This is a genomic window from Parabacteroides acidifaciens, from assembly GCF_003363715.1.
Taxonomy (GTDB): Bacteria; Bacteroidota; Bacteroidia; order Bacteroidales; family Tannerellaceae; genus Parabacteroides; species Parabacteroides acidifaciens.
The window spans coordinates 17,499-35,029 of record NZ_QREV01000047.1 but is presented as its reverse complement, the minus strand read 5'-3'; the positions used below and the strand labels follow the sequence as shown (position 1 = coordinate 35,029).

At 41.6% G+C, this 17,531-nt stretch carries 12 protein-coding genes and 2 tRNA genes; 1 reads left to right on the top strand and 13 read right to left on the bottom strand.

Features of this window, described 5'->3' with window-relative positions; all coding sequences use genetic code 11:
* Window positions 1-218: hypothetical protein (locus tag DWU89_RS20910; RefSeq protein ID WP_208642477.1), on the top strand; the 218-nt coding region annotated here is incomplete at its 5' end.
* A 465-nt stretch (window positions 219-683) separates the two neighbouring features.
* Here the strand turns inward: DWU89_RS20910 and DWU89_RS16025 are convergent.
* The 13 genes from DWU89_RS16025 to DWU89_RS15960 form a co-directional block, all read right to left on the bottom strand.
* Window positions 684-788: transfer RNA gene (locus DWU89_RS16025), tRNA-Thr, on the bottom strand.
* A gap of 257 nt (window positions 789-1,045) precedes the next feature.
* Window positions 1,046-2,002: a hypothetical protein gene (locus DWU89_RS16020; RefSeq protein WP_115500638.1), complete on the bottom strand. Its 957-nt coding sequence runs from the start codon at window positions 2,000-2,002 to the stop codon at window positions 1,046-1,048.
* 376 nt (window positions 2,003-2,378) lie between these two features.
* Window positions 2,379-2,966, bottom strand: coding sequence for a tyrosine-type recombinase/integrase (locus DWU89_RS16010; RefSeq protein ID WP_115500636.1), 588 nt, complete (start codon window positions 2,964-2,966; stop codon window positions 2,379-2,381).
* 944 nt (window positions 2,967-3,910) lie between these two features.
* Window positions 3,911-5,779: a DEAD/DEAH box helicase family protein gene (locus DWU89_RS16005; protein ID WP_115500635.1), complete on the bottom strand. Its 1,869-nt coding sequence runs from the start codon at window positions 5,777-5,779 to the stop codon at window positions 3,911-3,913.
* Window positions 5,780-5,860: 81 nt separating this feature from the next.
* Window positions 5,861-7,060 (bottom strand): site-specific integrase, encoded by a 1,200-nt coding sequence (locus tag DWU89_RS16000; RefSeq protein WP_115500634.1) that lies wholly within the window; start codon window positions 7,058-7,060, stop codon window positions 5,861-5,863.
* 101 nt (window positions 7,061-7,161) lie between these two features.
* Window positions 7,162-7,234: transfer RNA gene (locus tag DWU89_RS15995), tRNA-Thr, on the bottom strand.
* A 39-nt stretch (window positions 7,235-7,273) separates the two neighbouring features.
* On the bottom strand, window positions 7,274-7,735 hold the full coding sequence (locus DWU89_RS15990) for a hypothetical protein (RefSeq protein WP_115500633.1): 462 nt from the start codon (window positions 7,733-7,735) through the stop codon (window positions 7,274-7,276).
* Between the two features lie 68 nt (window positions 7,736-7,803).
* Window positions 7,804-8,835: a DUF6340 family protein gene (locus DWU89_RS15985; protein ID WP_115500632.1), complete on the bottom strand. Its 1,032-nt coding sequence runs from the start codon at window positions 8,833-8,835 to the stop codon at window positions 7,804-7,806.
* An 84-nt stretch (window positions 8,836-8,919) separates the two neighbouring features.
* Window positions 8,920-9,771 (bottom strand): sugar phosphate isomerase/epimerase family protein, encoded by an 852-nt coding sequence (locus tag DWU89_RS15980; RefSeq protein ID WP_115500631.1) that lies wholly within the window; start codon window positions 9,769-9,771, stop codon window positions 8,920-8,922.
* Between the two features lie 106 nt (window positions 9,772-9,877).
* Complete coding sequence (locus DWU89_RS15975; protein WP_115500630.1) at window positions 9,878-11,845, bottom strand: tetratricopeptide repeat-containing sensor histidine kinase; 1,968 nt, start codon at window positions 11,843-11,845, stop codon at window positions 9,878-9,880.
* 26 nt (window positions 11,846-11,871) lie between these two features.
* Window positions 11,872-13,857 (bottom strand): tetratricopeptide repeat-containing sensor histidine kinase, encoded by a 1,986-nt coding sequence (locus tag DWU89_RS20820; RefSeq protein ID WP_167451707.1) that lies wholly within the window; start codon window positions 13,855-13,857, stop codon window positions 11,872-11,874.
* Between the two features lie 22 nt (window positions 13,858-13,879).
* Window positions 13,880-16,507: a valine--tRNA ligase gene (locus tag DWU89_RS15965; RefSeq protein ID WP_115500629.1), complete on the bottom strand. Its 2,628-nt coding sequence runs from the start codon at window positions 16,505-16,507 to the stop codon at window positions 13,880-13,882.
* A gap of 170 nt (window positions 16,508-16,677) precedes the next feature.
* Window positions 16,678-17,280, bottom strand: a complete 603-nt coding sequence (locus tag DWU89_RS15960; RefSeq protein ID WP_115500628.1) for an HU family DNA-binding protein — start codon at window positions 17,278-17,280, stop codon at window positions 16,678-16,680.
* Window positions 17,281-17,531 lie beyond the last annotated feature (251 nt).

Sequence of the window (17,531 nt, the reverse complement as noted above, 5' to 3'; positions counted from 1 at the left end):
CGGCAATTTTCTGCGCACCTCACGGCAACAAGCCCCCAAAATTTCCTTTAGATATTTGGAACGCCGTCCGTCTTCGTCTGCAAATATTCGATTCTCCGGGAGTTAAGGTTTATCACTTTACTGTTGTTTTCGGTTATCAGCAATCAAATTGCACGCTTTTTGGAATAGGCTCGGCATCTCATATTCTCTGTTGTCACCCGAGTGGGTTAAAACCGTGAAAAAAGTCAAACCAAAATCAATCAAGATTTCGGACGAAATAGAAAAACAGTCGAAACAGGGGGTTAATGTATATTTTTCAATTTGCAAAAGGTACAAACATAAGAAATTGTGAACCTGTAAATGATGATTTAACGGGGTGTCGCTATGTTTGTATTACCGGACGCAGATTTCGCAGACGACGCAGACGAACGCAGATCATTTATTGTTTTAAAAGAAAATAAGTCTGCGTTCCTCTGCGTAATCTGCGCTCGTCTGCGTCCGGTAAATACGAGCAAACGCACCGATAAATCATCATTTATTGTCTCAAATATGCCAAATAATGAATTTATTTATCCCCAATGATTATCGGGTGAGTCCTAATTGTTGTACTCATGGTTTAAACACCGGTTTAAACAAACCCCGAAAAACACAGAAAAAGGCATAAAAAAAGCAGTTACCTAAAAAGATAACTGCTTGATTTTGTGAGCCGAAAGCCGGACTTGAACCGGCGACCTACGCATTACGAATGCGTTGCTCTCTTTCAGCGTCAGAGGCTTCGCCTCCAACGCAACCAGCTGAGCTATTGCGGCTTAGCAGTTATCCTATTTGCTATTTTCTTTTTATTTTCTGTCTGGTTTACATATTGGTTTACATGAGCCATTGATTAATAAATTCGTTAATTATCTCTATTATAAAACATTACACCATTTAACAGATAGTCTACCAATCAAGATAAAACTATCCTCTCCAAAATAACATGGGACACAATTTGCAAGAAGTTAATTATAATACCCCTTGATAAAAAGTGTCCCACTACTATTTTTATCTAAGTGACCTCTCGAGTCATTTAGATTTCCGTCAACGCTCCGGTTTCCACATTGACAGTGAAAAGAACTTGCTGCTTGCTGCCGTCCCGATTGGTAACATCAATCCGGTATTTCCAGATCGGATTGCCTTGTTCCAGGACTGTTATATTGAAACGAGCGTCACCTTTGATGTTTAGCAAAGAGGGAATAGGTGTTTCCCAAACAGTTTCACTAATAGCGTAATTATTTCTATAAATACGAATATCACATCTTTCAGCATCCCTTCTCCAATCACGAAGACCTATACCGTCTGTATATGAAACAGGGAAAATATTTTTTTCCTCTACTAACCAGTTTTGAGGTCTATCTTTCATATCCACAACCTTTTTCCCATCAGGTGATAAAACTGTATAATCTATTCCTTCACCACCATATTCATAAGATGATACGACAATACTCTCTTGAAACCAATGAGGTTGAACAATACCCGGATTATTAAGAGGATAGACAATCAATTTGTCTCCATTTAAAAGAAGAATATCTCTTGCATAACCTCCTGCTTCTAACATTCCTATACCCCAGTTAGAACCTCTTTCTGTATAATACGGAATCATAACAAATCCCCAACTTGTTTTATGAATATCACTTTCAAAATGGAATGCAGAAAGTCTCATAGTTTCAATTTCTCCGTATCCTCTATCTATTTTTATTTCTCGATCAATTGTTTCCGATCCGTTCCACTCTTGTAGCTGTTTTTTCGTTTGTTGGTCAAACATACCAATCCAATGCTTTTCATTTTTAATACCAGTCAAGAATGCTGTATCTTGATTATATGGACAGTGAGTAATGCTTCGCAGATCAAAAACGTTCCGATTTTCCACCTTGTAACCATAGAAACAATCTCCTTGCTGTTCATCCCAATGATCTTTATCACAACTGGATAATAGTAACACAGAACCAAGAACAACAGTACACACTTTAAAAAGAAGATTTCTCATAACAATTAAATTTTACCCTTCCCGTTCCCTCTGGAAAGATTAAAAAATAAAAGGTGTGGGAACTGTATTGCTTCATCCTATTGACGGGCTTCTCGCATTGCCTGTAGTATGGATAAAGCAACAGCAACCCACACCAGTTTTGTATATAAGTTACCCTCACGGGTAATTCTATAACAAATGATGCGGGTGCTATTGCTATCACCTTCATACTACATTCAAATTTTGCGAGAATTTGTCAATAGAAGATAATTTCAATAACACCTTTCGTTAAACGTATGTCCTCTCATATCATCCTATCTCTTTAGGCGTATGAGATTGACACAAAAGTACGAAAAGCGTTTTGTTTTCCAATAGTTGAGGCAGAAATATTTATCATCTAAAAGGAAAGACTATCATAAGCCTGCAATATTTCTTCCTGCCTTAATCCTAAATACCGCTTCGTAATTGCCACACTGGAATGATTAAATAACTCCATCAATTTAACTAAAGCCAATTCTGCATTTTCTGAATTTTGATTGTACACCTGCCTACCAAATGTTTTCCGCAGACTGTGACAACTGAAATTCTGAACTTTTAGCCTGTATTTGGCTTTAATCTCCTTTAGAATTACGTTAATTCTCTGTATCGTGAACGTTGTTCCCTTTTGACTTACCAATATAGGCGAATTAATTCCTATTGGCTGAATATGGTTGTAACATTCTGCAATATGCCTTTTTAGTTGAGGATTAATTCTAATTGTGCGGTTCTTCTTTGTTTTCTTTTCCTGCAAAGTAAACTCATCCACATTTAGAATATCCTTCCAGCGCAATGACAATATATCAGATATGCGCAATCCCCAAAAGCAACCAACGGCAATCAACAGAGACATTTTATAATCTCCATCTTTAGCCAATCGCCTAACCAGATTACTCATTTCATCCCACCCCATATAATCCGCAGTGGTTGTACTATACTTCAAACTCATAATATTCAGTTTTAATTGATTATTTATAAAAGTGATTGTTTTTACGTCTTTGTTTTTCTCTTTAAATGGTAACTAATTGAAAATCAAAAGAACATTCACTTTGTGAATAAGTGAACATTCTTTTTGATAATCATTAGCGTTTCTTTCTTCCCAATAATTCAACCAGAAATAAAAGGATCAGGAACACAGGTATCAGAGGTGCAAATATTACAGCTGCAAAATACAGGATAACAGCAACCAGAATAGGATATATTATAGACATATTTCTATCCTTTCTGATACTTTAGTTTTAAGTTGATAAGTGAGTTTCACCTCACAGACTTTAAATCTTTCTTCCATTGTAGTATGATTTTTGAATTTGTATTTGCATGTTGAGGCGTTTCTCCAATTTCATATTGTCTGTATATCAAGTATCAGACCATATAAATGAAGAAAGCCAAATTGTTTTCTAACTGCCTTATCCTTTCTTCTGCTAAAAATATCTTTTCCCAGAAATAGGATTCCGATCTAATTTTTGTTGGAAACGTTCGAGGCAGGTGGTGTACCCTGTCATGCGAAACAAATCTATTTTCTTAATGATGGGTAATGGGGGATTTAATTAGTACATGAATCCTGTGTACATTATATATCTGTACTAATTGTTGAGGTTACTTTTGCTGTTATAAACATGTCTCACAATCATTATCCTGATTGTTGAAGATTTATTTTCTTTTGGCTTCTGGAATAGGTAACTTTGTGTATGTTTAAATGAAATATCTTCCGAATTGATTCGGCTTATTCATAATTGTGTGTAATGGGTGCTTTGAGAAATCAGGGCATCCATTTTGTGTTTATAAAATGAAAAAATAGGATACTTATTGTTTCCCAACTTCGAGTATCCTATTTTTCTCTTTATTCAAATTTTGTCTTTGGTTTTCAAAGGGACAGACTTCTGATAGATTATTTTATATAGACCCTCCATAAAATGTGTCCCAGTCATCTTCTCTTCTAAAATATTTATGAGCTTTGATTTCATATCCTTTGATCTCTTTGCCATTGATTCTTTTGACTGTAGTTCGCCTCCCTAACTCAAAATAGTGTTTGAGATTTGTGGCAGCAACCTTTAAATTCGCTGTTCTTTCATGTTTTGCATAAATTCGTTGCAGCTTGCTTATTATCTCTTCCTCCGTGTATTTATTGCCTATTTTGAAAGCCGATAGAACTTCATCCATAATAGATAAGTATTTTGACTCCTGTTCTTGTTTTTCCAGAAGCTTCCGCATTCTGGTATTATCGAAATTCACTCTTTCAATAGCTTTACTTCCTGCATAGGAATAGACTTGATATAGCAAAGGTGCTTTTAGTATTATTTCGTTCAGTTTATCGCTTTGTTCCGGAGATAAAAACATGATTAATGGGGCTTCTCCTTCAGGTGTTTCAGGCTTCAAAGTTCTTAATTGAGCCAATAATATCCTTTGTTCATCCTTCGTTAGTCGTTTAGCTCCTATGAAGCCAGATGCTGTTGCATATTTTTTGTGTTCACACGATAGATTAAAGTGTTCTGTCTGTTTATAAGCTGCACATAATTTGCTGCTGGCTGTATAATAATCTCTCACTCTTTCTTTCTCGATCATGTTGGTCACGATAAAGCCATTCAATTTGCCTTGATATTCACCCTCTCGAAAAATTACACTTCCAAATGTCGTGCGTTCCAATATCTCATCTATAAATGGTTGAACGGCTGGATCTGCGCATTCTTGCAGTGTCAATATAGCTTCCCAAAAAGCTTTTTGCTTTGTCAAACTTTCCCGTATTTCTTTTTCGGATCGGACTGATACTTTATCATTAGTCTTTACGATATGCGTAATGCTTCCGTTTCCGTTTCTGAAACGTCCTGTGATTTGTATTGCATGCGTATATGGATCAATAATCGTTTGAGGTTTGCTCCAAAAATCAGAAATCATAATAATATCTGGTTTTATGTCTGTATCCAAATCCACGGCAGAATAATAACGGCTGGTAAAGAAATTGTATCGCTGTAAGTTTCCTGTAAACTCATCATACAAGCCAACAGCGATATTTTTGTTGTTTGCTTTGATTTCTTTTATGCTGTCCGGAGACGTATATAGGTTACTCTCTTTTTGGATGCCTAACTCTTCTATGAGTTTCAGCGCATACTTTACGGAGTTCAGGAAAATCGCTTTAATATTTGTCCCTGTTGCATGTTCTCGCATAGCTTCAATGATGTTATTGGTGAAAGTCAAATGCAAGTCTTTTTTATAATCATATTCGGGAACAATCCGAATTTCATTAAACAGATCTTTTTCAAATCCTTTTAACTTAGCATATAGTGGCGTTGCCGAGATTAAACTTTTTGCATTGAATTTGAAAAAGTCAAAAAATGGGGTGATGATTTTTTCTCTGAAATTAGCCTCTTGAATAATCTTCTCACATTCGTCAATCAGCATGAAAAAATCCTCATACAAATTGAACTTCGTATCTGTAATTGCATTTTTTGCCAATTCGTAACTTTCGGGAGTAGTAAGTATTTTTTTCCATTCAATATTTTCGTTACTCAAGTAGTCTTGGATTTTGATCGGTGATACACCTCCGTAAACCCCAAAGATTTGGGGATGCTTTTTCATTTTGTTTTTTATGACGGGCAGATTTGGGACAACAATTATTGAGTGTCTATAAGAATTAATTTCGCAAGTTGTTGCCCCTATTCCCGTGACAACTTTATTAATAATCATATCAGAAGGTAATCCATCGGGATAAATATCCTCTATGAATTGTCCGAGTTTAAGCCTCTTTTCTTGTATAGCTAATTTCATTGTATTAATTTTAGAAGATAAAACAATGTCGCAATTTAATAAAAAATCCCGTCTCCATTTCTGGAAACAGGATTCTTTTGTTTAGAGCAAGTTCTTCATAGCATCATCCATTTGATCATTGCCAAAGCTATCCAGATAAATTTGTGTTACTTTCTCTGAACTATGTCCCAGTGCTTCACTTATCAAAGATGTGTTTACACCAGACCTTTTTAGCACAGTCGCGAACGAATGTCTTGCTACATAGGTTGTCAAGTCAATAGAAACATCTAACTGCTCTCCTATTCGTTTTAAAGTCTTATTGACTTTTGCTATAACCTTGTGAACCCTATTCACTTTTTGTTGCTCTGTCTTGTGGACAGGGGATAATATTGGAAACAAATACGGATTATCCTGCTGCTTATACTTTTCAATCAGTTCTACAGCTTGCGATTGCAATGGAACTTTGATTTGCTTCTTCGTCTTTTTGCGGATATAAACAAGCCTATTCTCCATTATGTTATCATCCGTCAATCGTGCTATATCCACAAAATTGATACCTGCTGTCAAATAAGAAAAAGTAAATAAATCTATAGAGAAACATTCAAGCCCCGTTTTTCCCTCATAATTCAACACCTTCAAAATAGCATCTTTTGAGATTGACCGCTTTGCAGGAATTTGGTTCAATTTGGAGACTTTAAACGTATTGAAAGGATAATATTCACGCTTCACTACCTTTTCATCTATTGCAAGGTTGTATATCACTCTTAAATGGCGGAAACGTGTACCTATTGTATTTATAGCAAGACCTTGTGCCTGCAACCACAACTCATACTTTTTAAGCCAAGTTACATCTACATCTGAAAATGGGATATTCAAATGCTTATTAAATTTGAGTAGTGAGTTCATAGTCAGTTTATACATATCTGCATACCTCAAACGATTGGCAGAAACAAGCTGTTGAATATACAAATCAAACATATCCTTCACAGTTTTCCGTCTGATAGGTTTATTAACCTTTTCCATTAAAGTTGTTGCTGTAAATTCATTTGCCATTGCTTTTAGCTCTATAACTTTATCTGCATAGGCTCTCTTTTTCTCTGCAATCAACTTCTCAATATACTCCCTGTTGGGACATTTGGCTGTTGGTTTATTCGCTTTGAAATCCCAATACTTAGGATTAAGTGAAATTCCAAGGCTCTCATATTTACGTTTTCCATCTTTACAGACACGCAACATCAAAGGTGACTCATTGTTTTTCAATACTTTAGATTTGTAGCATACGACACTAATTGTTGTACTCATGGTTTACATCTCAGTTTACATGGCACGTGTAAACCCACGAAAAACACAGAAAAAGGCATAAAAAAAGCAGCTACCTAAAAAGATAACTGCTTGATTTTGTGAGCCGAAAGCCGGACTTGAACCGGCGACCTACGCATTACGAATGCGTTGCTCTACCAACTGAGCTATTTCGGCAGCATTTAATTCTTGAATGCGGGCGCAAATATAGTAAGTCTATTCGACATCTGAAAGAAGTTTGGCTAAAAAATCATCTAAATCTGCATCTAAATCTTTTAACAGAGGATCATCCAAGCGCAGATTTTCATCATCAAGGAAGAGAAGTTCCTCAATAACAGAGAAATCCTCATCCGTCAAGCTTACTGAAAACGGTTTCAGAAAACAGGGGTTATCAAATGCTTTTTTGGTAACCAGAACAGCAAGCACGGCTTTCAAGGTTGCAGCGACCTGCTGAGTGAACTGTTCGTCGTCACACGCCACATTCACCCAATCAAAAATGATAGTCTTTTCTACCAGCGCGTCTTCTTCATCATAAATCAGCAGTTCTCCGCTCTCAGCATCTACCTGCACATACAGATCACTGTAACAGTTACCGGCTTCGTTCGCAGCGAGCTTATTGATAGCTGAATTGAAGGTCGTTTCTATGACAGCCTGGATCTTTGCATTGTTTGCACTCATATCTTATTATTTATTCTTTAATCGAAACGTCTGCCAAAAGTAATAATAATTCAGAGAATATCGGACTATTATTGTCCAAATTGCTTATTTAGTTTTTGATCGGACCGGATACGCCCGCCAAGAGCCTCAAGATACAGCTGTTGCATTTTCGTATATTTGTAATCCTGACCCTTCTTACTATTAAAAAGATTATATGATTTAGTCGCCCACTCGAAAGCTTCCGCCAACTGCGTATTCATTTCATAATACAAGGCTAAATTAGAAGCAGCCTTTGCCCGTTCCTTCCAACTCGAAGAATTTGTATAGATATGCCGCCAGCGGAAAGCGGCTTCTTCCCATTTGTCAGACAGGGCATACGCCGTCGCTTCTTTCCAACGGGCACCTTCTCCTTTAAAGAACCAGCGTGTTTCATTTTCCCAGTGAGGGACGAAGTTCGGAGTCACCTTTGCACCGATATACTGTCCGGCAGCCCGGAGAGCTTCATCCGGAGAGGGCAAGTAGAGCTTCAGCAATTCCATATTGTCGGCACTCTCCGACCAAAAAACACTGTCTTCCATATAGACTGTCGCCAACGGATTGTCACGCCCGGGCAGGTAACTACGGACAACGCCGGAAATATGGACATCGACACCGCCTGCAACAAACCCTTCGGCAAAAGCAACCACATCCTTCTCCATCCGGAACAACAAGCGGTCGAAGGATATAATAGCATCCGTACCTGTTTCTTCACAAAGCTCTTTTACCGCTTCAGGAGTCAGCTTTTCATCCACCAGATGTTTACCATCCCGGCGGGTTCCGTCATGATAAAGCAGGACATCATTAAAGAAAGAGACATCGACAATCGATTTTCCCAATGAACGACAAGCGTCGAACAAAGCACTGTCTGCACGGGCACGAGCTGTGTCCTGCACGGTTCCATACAAATTATAGGTATAACCGGCGTTGTCTGGTTGAGGAACGGCGTTATTGACAATCAACACTTTGCCGACACTTTTAGGGAAAGTTACCTCGGCGGGATTATAAGTTTCTATTCCAATGTATTCAATAGTACTGCATGCCGACAACAAGCAGACTATTGACAGGTACAACAGTGTTCTCATCTTTTACAATTATGAATTATAAATTATGAACCATGAATCACAAGTCATGAATCATAATCCATAATTCATAATTCACAATTCCTATCATGCCATATCACAAACGGCTTTGAAATAGCCGATAGATTCAGCGATACCGAGGAAAGGATCTTTCATATCCTTCTCGAACTCAAGACTACACATTCCTGTATAGTTCACTTCGCGCATCATACGGATCAGCGCAGGGAAGTCGATCTTTCCGCGTCCGATTTCGATACCGCGTCCGGCTTTGGAAGAATCCGTCACATCCTTAATGTGCATATCGAACACACGGGTATGATATTTCTTCAGGTCGGCAACAGGATCGCAACCATTACGCAAATCGTGGCCGACATCCAGACACATACCGATACGCCGATCCAGGTCTTTTGTATGTTCCCAAACATCCGTTGCATCCGGATAAGTCTTGATATCAGGTCCGTGCAAGTGGATTGCATAGTTGAAGTCATACTCTTTTACTTTCTTGTCCACGTAAGGTAAAAGTTCGTAATTAGGTACACCCACTATCGTCTTCACTCCTACACGTTTTGCATATTCAAAACCGCGGTCGATTTCAGCCTCGCTCTTCATATAGATAGGACCGACGGCATATCCGGTCACACCATACGAAGCACATTTGTCGTGGAAAGCCTTGATCTGTTCGTCAGTGCTGTCCAGCGGCAAATGGAAATCCTTGATACAAAGATAATGAATATCCAGACGCTGCAAAGTTTTTAACGTAGTTTCCAAGTCAAAGTTCACAAATGTATATCCCGCCATTCCCAAATGGAAAGGATTGACTGCCTTTGCAGCCTTAGGCTTTACAGGATCGGGCAACCCGGCTTTAGCCATACTTGCCGTACCTAACAGGATAGCTCCTGCCAGCCCTTTCTTAAAAAAGGATCTTCTTGATTTCTCCATGATATTAAATTATGTGTTTGTATTATATGCAGCAAATATAGCTTTTTTTTGGTGTGCACGATAACATTTAAGAAAGAAATAAGGTCTTTAGCTGAAATTAATCAATTCATCTCCGCTGTAATTTCACGTAAAAGACAGAACCTTCGCCAACTTTCGAAGTCACACTGATGGTACCACCCATTTTTTCAAGTAAGCCTTTACAGATTGCCAACCCTAAGCCGACACCCTTACTCCAGTCGTCAAGCTGTACAAAACGGCTAAAGATATGATCCAGTTGCTCTTGCGGAATACCTTCACCCGTATCTTGCACGAAAAAGCAGACTTCGGAATCAGTCAGATCGTACCCAAAACGGATATAACCTTCTTCCGTATGCTTAATAGCATTCGTCAACAGGTTTGTCAGCACCTGTGTCAAGCGATTACGATCCGTATAAAGCACGCAAGGCGGACATTCCGCAAGTTGCAGTTCAACACCTTCAGGCATTCTCATATGAATAACGTTATATATTTCGTCCATAAGAGCCGGCAAGTCATGTTCTTCATAGCTAAGCGAAATAGTATTCGACTCGATTTTCGAAATGTCCAACACATCCGAGATCAAGCGTTGCAATAAATCGTTATTATTTTGGATAATCCCCGCAAACTGCCGTCGCATCTCCGGATCTTCTTCGTCAATCAACACCTGCGAAAACCCAACAATCGCATTCAACGGCGTACGGATCTCATGATTCATATTAGCAAGGAATGCGGATTTCAACTGGTCGGATTCTTCTGCTTTCTCCTTGGCCTTTTTCAGCTGGGCGCCATGGCGGCGATGCAGATGCACAAGGAATATCAACAGGCAGCAAAGAAGAACAAGTGCACCCACACCAATCCAGAGATAAAGCAGCTGCGTACGCCCCTTTAAGGCTTCCATCTCCATTTGCTTGTTCGCCAATTCGAGTTTATCGACATTATGCTGTGTCCTCATATCGGCCAGTTCCTTGTAGTATTTGGTCGATGACAATGAATCATTCAGTAGCGCATATTGCCGATAGGTGACAGCTGCATCCTGATAACGTTTCGCCTCCATTAAAAGCCCTGCTTTATTCGCTAAAAGATCAATACAGGAAGACATAAAATTGGCTTGCTTGTAATGTTCATACAACTCGTCATACAATGCTATGGCTTTATCATAATCACCCGTATGCTTGTAAAAATGGGCATAAAGTGTCTTAACTTCCAACACTCTGTTCCCCATTTTATATTTCTTAAATATCGCTTCAGCCCGTTGAATATGCGTCAAGGCCATATCATATTGACCTAATGAGATATAAGCTTGGGCATAACTACGATTCATTATATATTTAAGCGCATAAATGGGGTTTTCGTCATCCAGCTGTTCTATCCCTTCCGCATCACACTGGTCAAGATATCCCTTCAACATATTCAGGTATTCCAATTTCTTATTCATATCGGAAGACTTGTTCAACAATTGGCGGATTATATTCACACGTTTGACCAAAGGCGCATTTCTCATCACCATCCCGGCCAACACCTCTTCATACAATGCCAATCCCTCCTTATCCAAGTTATTGGACAAATAGTAATCCGCCAATGCCTGATTAGCCATATCGGCACCATCCGGATAGTCCAATTCCACAGACAGCCTTTTCAACGAATTGATGCTATCCAAAGCCTCTTTGTTACTTTTCGCCCTTACCAGGACATAAGCATACCAGGCTTTCATCCGGAACATTTCTTCCAATCTGTTTTGTTCGTACAATAAAGGAATAGCCTGCTGCATATAATAGACCATACTATCGATTTCACTCGAGTAATAATATCTGACAAGCAAGAAAAGAGCTGTTGCTTCATAGTGGGCATTTTGCCTCTTCCTGGCTTCATCCAGGAAATGTTTGGTATAGGTCAGACGATCAGCATATTCAACATGCCTCACTACAGAATCATACATCTGTTGCAAGAAAACCGTATCCATATCCGTTACCGATTGCCGGTTCGCGGGAAAAACCCGGTTTATACAACAAATATTACCCAATAGTATCAATATTACCCCCAATAAATGCTTTTTCATCAGTTTTCTATTTTTCTTAAATACGCTTATTCGGGCGGATCGTGAACAGGGAGCGTTACAGAAAACGTCGAACCTTCACCTAACTTGGACTTCACGGTAATCGTTCCTCCCATTTTCAATATCAATCCCCTACAAATAGCAAGCCCTAATCCAACCCCTTTACTCCAATCGCTTAATTGGACAAAACGACTAAAAATACTTTCCAGTTTATCCTCGGGTATCCCTTCGCCTGTATCTTCGACATAGAACCGGAGATCGTTTTCCAACGTTTCATACCCGAAACGAATAAACCCTTTTTCCGTATGCTTTATCGCATTGTTGAGCAAGTTAGTAATAATTTGCGTAAGACGCATACGATCTGTATAAAAATTTATAGCCGAACACTCTTTTAATTCCAGCATAATACCCTCTGGCATACGCAGAAGCGTTGAACGGTAAATCTCGTCCATCATTTCCGGCAAATAGACATTGAAGTAAGAAAGAGTCATCGTATTCGACTCTATTTTCGACAAATCGAGCACATCGTTGATCAGGCGTTGCAGCAATTCATTATTGCTCTGGATAATTTTCAGATATTCCTGCCGCACTTCCGCCTCATCCTCATCGACCAGCACCTGGGAAAAACCGACTATAGCATTCAGCGGCGTACGGATTTCATGATTCATATTGGCAAGAAATGCCGATTTCATATTATCCGCCTCTTCGGCTTTCTCCTTAGCCAACTGCATTTGCTTACTGTACTTATGACGGGAATAGGTTATAAAACCGAGCGTACCGCAAACCAACAACAGAAGAATCAGCCCGCCTCCCATCATCATCATCTGTGAATGGGCTTTGGACACATCCAGTTCCATCTGTTTATTCTTCAGCTCCAGTTTATCCAAGTCATGCTGCGAACGCCAGTTGGCAAGCTCGCTGTAATACTGGCTCGATGTGACCGAATCTTTTAAGGCGATATAGTTCAGATATGTCTCTGTCGCCTTCATCCCCAAACCGGACTTATAATATATCTTCCCTTTATTTTCAAGCATTTCCAGGACAGCACTCTGCCGATTCGTCATTTTGAAATAATCGAGTAAGCTGTCGATTAAGACAAGGGCCTCATTATACCGTCCGACCAGTTGATAATAATAGACTTTGATATTACCCAACGTATATTTCTCTCTTGGCCAGTCATTCCGGTTTGCCAGTTCTTCTGCTTTTTCCAGATTGATCCTTGCCTTTTCCTTATCTTCCTCCAAATAAGCATCGGTAGCCAGGTTTCGATAATAAACATACCAACCATAGTCGAGAGAAGTCTCTTCATTCAATTGAGTCAGTCCCTTATCCTCGCATTCTTGCAAGCTCTTTTTCATTCGTTCCAGAAACATGGTGCGATCATCCGGATCAATATCTTCATTCAATAAATTACGAAGTATATTAAACCGTTTGATAACAGGAGCATCCCTATTTTCCATGCCGGAAAGAATCTCCTTATACAACAAAACCGCCTCATCCTTCAATCCATGCTTCATATAATAATTGGCCAAAGCCTGGTTCGCCATCTCTTCCCCTTCCGGGTAATTCAGCTTTTGGGATAACTCGACCAACTCATGGATTGCAGGCATTACAGACTCCTGATTACCTTCGATCGATAACGAATAGATATTCCAAGCCTTCATCCGGCACAAATCTTCGTACCGCTTTTCCTTAATAAAAAGAGGTTCTGCCTCTGCTATATAATAACGCATACTATCCGGCTTATTCGCATAATAATGCCGGACAAGGAAATAAAGCGCATTTGCCAAACAACTGTCGTTCCGCTGGGCAATCGCTTCGTCATAAAACCATTTGACACACACGCACTCATCTTTAGCATAATTCTGAGCAGCCAATTCATGCAGGCGATCCAGCCTTTCCTTTGCCGGAAGGGCCATTAAAACAGAACGCAAGCTATCCGCCCCGCTGGTTGCATGCAACGGGACAAAAGCTTGCGCCAATAACAATAAGGTTAACCAGAGGAGATGCTTCATCTGATTATGTATTTGTTGAAGCCTATTTCTTCAAAGCGGCAATACTTTCTTCGATAGACTTGATTTTACTTTCCGCGTCGGCCTGTTTCTTTCGTTCCATCTCGATCACCTTAGCCGGTGCCTTACTTACAAAACTTTCATTACTTAGTTTTTTCATGACAGAAGTCAGGAAGCCTTGCTGGTACTTCAGTTCGTCCTGAAGCTTAGCCAACTCTTCTTCCACGTCGATCATATTACCCAATGGAACTGCATACTCCGTCGTACGCACCAGGAAAGAAGCGGCACCGGCAGCTTTCTCTTCCGTACGGGATATGGACGACAGGTTACACATCTTGGCAATCACAGCGTTGAAGTGGTCGTTATGCTCGCCCAACATCTGCAATTCCAAAGCTTCCTTATTCGGTATATTTTTCTGGAGACGTATTGTACGCACTCCACCCACAATTTCTTTTGCAATCTCAAAATCTTCCAGATAAGCGTTATCAACAGGAGCAACCTCCGGTATCAAAGCCACCATCAGGCTCTCGCCTTCCTTACGCGGCTCTAACGCCTGCCACAATTCCTCTGTAATAAAGGGCATGAACGGATGAAGCAGACGAAGCAGGGCGTCGAAGAAACCAAGTGTTGATAAGTAGGTAGACTTATCAACAGGTTGTTGATAACCCGGCTTAACCATCTCTAAATACCAAGAAGAGAACTCATCCCAGAAGAGTTTGTAAACAGCCATCATCGCTTCGCTCAGGCGGTACTTGCCGAACAGGTCGTCCATCTCGGCAATCGTCTTATCGAGCTGCATCTTAAACCACTTAACGGCAGTAGCCGATGCCTCGGGCTGCGGTATATTCTCGTCTACCGTCCATCCTTTGATCAGGCGGAAGGCATTCCATATCTTATTGTTGAAGTTACGTCCCTGTTCGCACAACGCTTCGTCGAACGGAATATCGTTTCCGGCAGGCGCAGCCATCATCAAGCCCATACGCACACCGTCGGCCCCGTACTGTTCGATAAGCAGTAAAGGATCGGGAGAGTTACCTAACGACTTGGACATCTTACGGCCCAACTTGTCACGCACGATACCAGTGAAATAAACATTCTTGAACGGCATCTTGCCCCGGTACTCATAACCCGCCATAATCATACGGGCCACCCAGAAGAAGATGATGTCCGGTCCTGTCACCAGGTCGCTGGTCGGATAGTAATAGTTGATCTCTTCGTTGTCCGGCTCGTTGATCCCGTTGAACAGGGAGACAGGCCACAACCAGGAAGAGAACCACGTATCCAGCACGTCTTCATCCTGACGCAAGTCGGCCATCGTCAGCGCCTTGTTTCCGGTCTTTTCCTTTGCCATCTCCAAAGCCTTCTCCGGAGTCTCGGCTACCACGTAACCGCCTTCGGGCAGGAAGTAAGCCGGAATGCGGTGTCCCCACCAAAGCTGGCGGCTGATACACCAGTCCTTGATGTTCTCCATCCAGTGGCGGTATGTGTTCTTGAACTTCGGCGGATAGAACTTGATGTCGTCCTTCATCACCGGTTCCAGAGCGATCTGTGCCAGATGTTCCATCTTCAGGAACCACTGCATGGACAACTTCGGCTCGATAGGCACGTTGGTACGTTCGGAGAAACCGACTTTATTCTCGTAGGCTTCCACCTTTTCCATCAGTCCGGCCGCTTCGAGATCTTTCTCGATCTGCTTGCGGACGTCGAAACGATCCATACCGACGTACAGGCCGCCGGCTTCACTGATCGTACCGTTATCATTGAAGATATCGATAGAAGGCAAGTTATATTTCTCGCCCAGCATATAGTCGTTCACATCGTGCGCCGGAGTCACTTTCAGGCAACCGGTACCGAACTCGATGTCTACATAGTCGTCTTCGATTACAGGAATCACCCGGTTTACCAGCGGAACGATCACCTTTTTGCCTTTCAGCCAAGTGTTCTTCGGGTCGTTCGGGTTGATACACATGGCGGTGTCACCCATGATTGTCTCCGGACGGGTCGTTGCCACGACGGCATAGCGTCCTTCGGCATCGCCTTCCACCTTGTAGCGGAGGTAATACAACTTGCTGTGTTCCTCCTTATATATAACCTCTTCGTCGGACAGGGCGGTCAATGCCTGCGGGTCCCAGTTGACCATGCGGACGCCGCGATAGATCAGTCCTTTCTCGAACAGGTCGACAAAGACCTTGATTACGCTTTCAGAGCGCAGTTCGTCCATCGTAAAGGCCGTGCGGTCCCAGTCGCAGGAAGCGCCGAGTTTGCGCAACTGTTTGAGAATGATGCCTCCGTGCTCTTCCTTCCACTCCCAGGCATGTTTCAGGAAGTCTTCGCGTGTCAGGTCGGCCTTCTTGATGCCCTGCTGTGCAAGACGGTTCACGACTTTCGCTTCCGTCGCAATGGAAGCGTGGTCCGTCCCCGGCACCCAGCAAGCGTTCTTTCCCTGCATGCGGGCACGGCGAACCAGAATATCCTGAATGGTATTGTTAAGCATGTGTCCCATGTGAAGCACGCCTGTGACGTTTGGGGGCGGAATGACGATTGTGTACGGCTCACGGCCATCGGGTTTCGACTTGAAAAAGCCGTTATCCAACCAATACTGATACCACTTACCCTCTACTTCTGCGGGATTGTACTTACTTGCAATTTCCATATTGTCTTGTTCTTATTTTATCTTTATTTAGATTCAGGCAAAGCCCTCTCCTTTGGGGTGCAAAAGTACAAAAATAATACAGATAAGTATAACCTAAATTATATTTGTTCTACATTAAGTCACCCATAAACCAAAATTCAAAGACTTAAAGTTTATTCAAAACCATTGCTCTACGCTTCGGCCGGAATCGGCCGGAACAAATATGCGTTCCCCACAAACGTCCGCTCCAGCTTCCCTTCCGCCGTCATCCGTTTCAGGTCGGCGGCCGCTTTCGTCTTTCCGCAGCGGCAAAGCCCGCGATAGATTTTGCCGGAAATATAGGGATGCGTCTTCAGGTATTCCATTGTGCGCGCCTCGCACTCTTCGGACGAGAAACCAGCCCGTTCGCTCTGCTGCGAACGCTCCAAAGGCATCGTACGCAGGCGATCGCGCAGTTCGGTTGCCGAACGGAACGTCACATCCTGGAAATGAACCGACTCGGCACGTATCTCCTTCTTATCCAACACCGGACGGGCTTTCAGCGAGACACTGAACGTCCCGATGCCTTCCAACTCGATGTTCTGACCGAACATCAGCGCGTCGACCATCAGGTCTTGTACCAACTGCAACATTCCCGTGATATCTGCCGACGAGAAGGACGAACGTCCGCGGGCGCTGGTGATCAAATCTTTCAAACGAACTGTTTTCCAAGGGGCGAAACGGGGATAAAGAGGTTGTTTAATGTCCGTTTTCCCCATACCCGGACGGCGGACCAACTTGTACTCTGCTGACATTTTGTTTATCTTTTAAGTGTTTTCACGTTATCTATTAGCTCTTTCTCTATGGTATCTTAACTCTTTCCTTGTTGTCCGTTAGTTGTCCGCTTGGTGGCGAACGATCGTTCGCTTGCCGCCGGACGATCGTTCACCGCCAAGCGGACGATCGTTCACCGGGCGGCGGACAACTAATGGATGCTATACAAAGATACAAACTATACCGAAGAAACGGTTAACATATATAAAGAAAAAGCGTAATATCCTATTTC

Excerpts from the sequence above, each read along its gene's own strand:
- DWU89_RS15965 (WP_115500629.1), bottom strand. The coding sequence starts at position 16,507 with ATGGAAATTGCAAGTAAGTACAATCCCGCAGAAGTAGAGGGTAAGTGG.
- DWU89_RS16000 (WP_115500634.1), bottom strand. The coding sequence starts at position 7,060 with ATGAGTACAACAATTAGTGTCGTATGCTACAAATCTAAAGTATTGAAA.
- DWU89_RS15990 (WP_115500633.1), bottom strand. The coding sequence starts at position 7,735 with ATGAGTGCAAACAATGCAAAGATCCAGGCTGTCATAGAAACGACCTTC.
- DWU89_RS15980 (WP_115500631.1), bottom strand. The coding sequence starts at position 9,771 with ATGGAGAAATCAAGAAGATCCTTTTTTAAGAAAGGGCTGGCAGGAGCT.
- DWU89_RS15985 (WP_115500632.1), bottom strand. The coding sequence starts at position 8,835 with ATGAGAACACTGTTGTACCTGTCAATAGTCTGCTTGTTGTCGGCATGC.
- DWU89_RS16005 (WP_115500635.1), bottom strand. The coding sequence starts at position 5,779 with ATGAAATTAGCTATACAAGAAAAGAGGCTTAAACTCGGACAATTCATA.
- DWU89_RS15975 (WP_115500630.1), bottom strand. The coding sequence starts at position 11,845 with ATGAAAAAGCATTTATTGGGGGTAATATTGATACTATTGGGTAATATT.
- DWU89_RS16020 (WP_115500638.1), bottom strand. The coding sequence starts at position 2,002 with ATGAGAAATCTTCTTTTTAAAGTGTGTACTGTTGTTCTTGGTTCTGTG.
- DWU89_RS20820 (WP_167451707.1), bottom strand. The coding sequence starts at position 13,857 with ATGAAGCATCTCCTCTGGTTAACCTTATTGTTATTGGCGCAAGCTTTT.
- DWU89_RS15960 (WP_115500628.1), bottom strand. The coding sequence starts at position 17,280 with ATGTCAGCAGAGTACAAGTTGGTCCGCCGTCCGGGTATGGGGAAAACG.
- DWU89_RS16010 (WP_115500636.1), bottom strand. The coding sequence starts at position 2,966 with ATGAGTTTGAAGTATAGTACAACCACTGCGGATTATATGGGGTGGGAT.